This window comes from Trujillonella humicola, from assembly GCF_046233715.1.
GTDB lineage: Bacteria > Actinomycetota > Actinomycetes > Mycobacteriales > Geodermatophilaceae > Trujillonella > Trujillonella humicola.
Genome location: NZ_JBJNRJ010000109.1, coordinates 1 through 2,808, shown reverse-complemented (window position 1 = coordinate 2,808; position 2,808 = coordinate 1). Strand labels below are relative to the sequence as shown.

At 70.3% G+C, this 2,808-nt stretch carries 2 protein-coding genes and 1 pseudogene; 1 reads left to right on the top strand and 2 read right to left on the bottom strand.

Annotated elements, in window-relative coordinates; translation table 11 throughout:
- Positions 1–83: 83 nt before the first annotated feature.
- The gene (locus ACK586_RS25245) at positions 84–359 is read right to left on the bottom strand and encodes a hypothetical protein (protein WP_409333286.1); all 276 of its coding nucleotides are present in this window, start codon (positions 357–359) and stop codon (positions 84–86) included.
- Positions 360–1,094: 735 nt separating this feature from the next.
- Between ACK586_RS25245 and ACK586_RS25240 the strand changes: the two are divergent.
- A pseudogene (locus tag ACK586_RS25240) lies at positions 1,095–2,150 on the top strand (IS256 family transposase); the annotation flags it as partial.
- Positions 2,151–2,604: 454 nt separating this feature from the next.
- On the opposite strand, the gene ACK586_RS25235 reads toward ACK586_RS25240, so the two are convergent.
- Positions 2,605–2,808 (bottom strand): hypothetical protein (locus ACK586_RS25235; protein WP_409333285.1); only part of this gene is annotated, 204 nt, incomplete at its 5' end.

Below are 2,808 nucleotides of genomic sequence, written 5' to 3'. Positions count from 1 at the left end.
AGACCAGCCCGAACGACTACGAGGCCCGCCGGGCCCCGGCTACGCTGCCGACCGCGGCGTAGACACCCCACGCGTGTCCAAGATCAGGGGGCAAGGCCCCCCGACACGTCCCAGCTGTCCCGCCGGGTGCCGTCGGTTCCCGCACCGGCGTCCACGGTGCGAAAGCCTCGGGCGTCGGCCAGGTCGAATTCCGGCGGCAGCGTAATGCCGGTGAACGACTGGTGATCGGTGAGCGCGCCGGGCACCGCCGGCGGAGGCTCAGCCGACGATGCCTGCGCGTCGGAGGCATGACCGTCACCGCCGCACGCGCTGGTGAGCACCATGATCGCCGCGACCAGCCCGAGGCCCCGCTTCACCATCTGATCTCCACCCTTCCCTCGCCCGCATCAGCGGCGGCCCGTCGTGCTGCTGCGGGCCGCGTGCGGTGATGACGTACCTCATTAGTGGTCGCCGATCGGCAGACGTTCAGCGCTCCGCCTCGGCAGCTGCACTCGTGCAGCAAGAAGCTCCTGACACGGAGCCGGTGCTGGAGGCGCGTGCCAGCGTTGCGACCATCCGGGCTGGGGTCAGCCGAGCGGCATGCTCCACAACCGGTCTCCCGTACTTCCCCGGCGCTTCTGCTGTACCTCCGCGCGCTCCACGGCACGGCGCATCGCTTCGATCTCGACGGCGGCGCGAGGACTGGAGGTTCCCTTCAGGGGCCCGCGCGGGCCGGACGTCGGCGACCGGGCCGAGGTAGTTCACTCCCCCGCCTCGCTCGACTGCCCGGCGCTCCTCAGAGGGTTGCGCAGCCGCTCGGCTCGTTCGCGGTGCCGCAGAGCCCGGGAACCGCAGCACTTCCGCAGCCGGCTCAACTGCTACCGCGGCCCGCCTCTCCAGACGTGCTGCGGTGATCTCCAACTGCTGCAACCGGCGCTGCAGGTACACCTGCTCGAACACCGGCGGTCCGGTCGAAGACGGTTCCTCCGAGGTGACGTCCCGCGAGGTGGTGTAAGTCCAGGCCACCGCTCGCGTGGGTGATCACGTTGAGGGGGCCATCGTGTGATGGTCAGCGAGACCACGGCAATGGTTCTCGCGGAAGGACACAACACACGATGGCCCTGGACCAGTCTGCCCTGCTCGAGGTGCTCCAGGCACTGAAGGCCGCCGATGTCGACGACCGGATTCGGTCAGCGGCGACCACGATCTATCAGGCGTTGATCGAGGCCGAGCTCACCGCGGTGATCGGCGCCGCCCCGCACGAGCGCACCGACGCCCGCACCGCCCAGCGCAACGGCTCCCGCCCGCGCACGCTGTCAACCACGGCCGGGGATCTGGAGCTGCGGATCCCCAAGCTGCGCGCCGGGTCGTTCTTTCCGTCGCTGCTGGAACGCCGACGGCGGATCGACCAGGCGCTGTTCGCGGTGGTGATGGAGGCCTATCTGCACGGCGTCTCCACCCGCAAGGTCGACGACCTGGTCAAGGCCCTGGGCGCCGACACCGGCATCTCCAAGTCCGAGGTGTCCCGGATCTGCGCCGACCTGGACGAGGAAGTCGCGGCGTTCCGGGACCGGTCGCTGGCCGAGACCGCGTTCCCCTACGTGTTCCTCGACGCCACCTACTGCAAGGCCCGGGTCAACCGCCGGGTGGTCTCCCAGGCCGTCGTGATCGCCACCGGCGTGGCCGCCGACGGGCACCGCGAGGTGCTCGGCTTCGCCGTCGGCGATTCGGAGGACGGCGCGTTCTGGACCGCGTTCCTGCGCACGCTGAAGGCCCGCGGGCTCGGTGGCACCCAGCTGGTCATCTCCGACGCCCACACCGGCCTCAAGGCCGCGATCAGCGCGGTGCTGCTCGGGGCGGCCTGGCAGCGCTGCCGGGTGCACTTCATGCGCAACGTGCTCGCCCAGGTGCCCCGCGGCAACAGCGAGATGGTCGCCGCCGCGATCCGCACGATCTTCGCCCAGCCCGACGCCGAACACGTGCGCTCCCAGCTCGACGTCATCGCCGGCATGCTCGGCCGCCAGTTCCCCAAGGTCGAGGCGATGCTCCGCGACGCCCAAGCCGACCTGCTGGCCTTCACCGACTTCCCCGTCGCGCACTGGAAGAAGATCTGGTCGACCAATCCGGTGCGCCACGAGGCGCCGCATGACCGCAGGGAGGTGGAAGTCCTTCCTCTTCGGGCCGTCGCAGCGGCCTGATGAAGCTGGGGGCAGTCGATCTCGGGAGGTGCCGAGGGAGGCGGGAGCGGCCCCGACAACGACAGGACGGGTCGGCACTGCCAGACGGCCCGGGCCTGGCAAGCGAGACGGACAGGCGTACGAGTGCAGAAACCAGTGGTGGAACCCCCGAAAGTGGAACGTCGGCTCGAACCTGGCGGATCTGGGCCGGTCAGCGGTGCGCACCTCGGTCGGGACGAACGGTCGCCGAGGGAACTTCGGTCAGGTCCAGGGTTGGCCGGGTCGAAGGCCACGATGAAGTGCTGCGGGGTAGTCGTGGCGAGGCCGCCGGGGAAGAGCTGGGCGCCGATCCCGTCGAACGGTCAAGTGGTGAACGTGGGAACCACCGCGCGGTCGTCCCGTTCTCCGACCGGCCAGGTCGGGGCGGGCTGGGCGCACCGTCAGCCGATCACCGCGTGGTGGGGCGGAGCCGCCGTAGTAGTCCGAGGCCGGGAAAGCCGGTCACATGGCCAAGGGCGGCAGCGAGTTCGCAGTGCAGGAACTGGAAGGTCAGGAGGCCGCCGGTGAACACCGGTGCACCGATACCCGACGCGGTTGCCGCGCGGGCGCGGGTACTGAAGATCCAGACCAAGCTGCACCAGTGGGCCGGCAG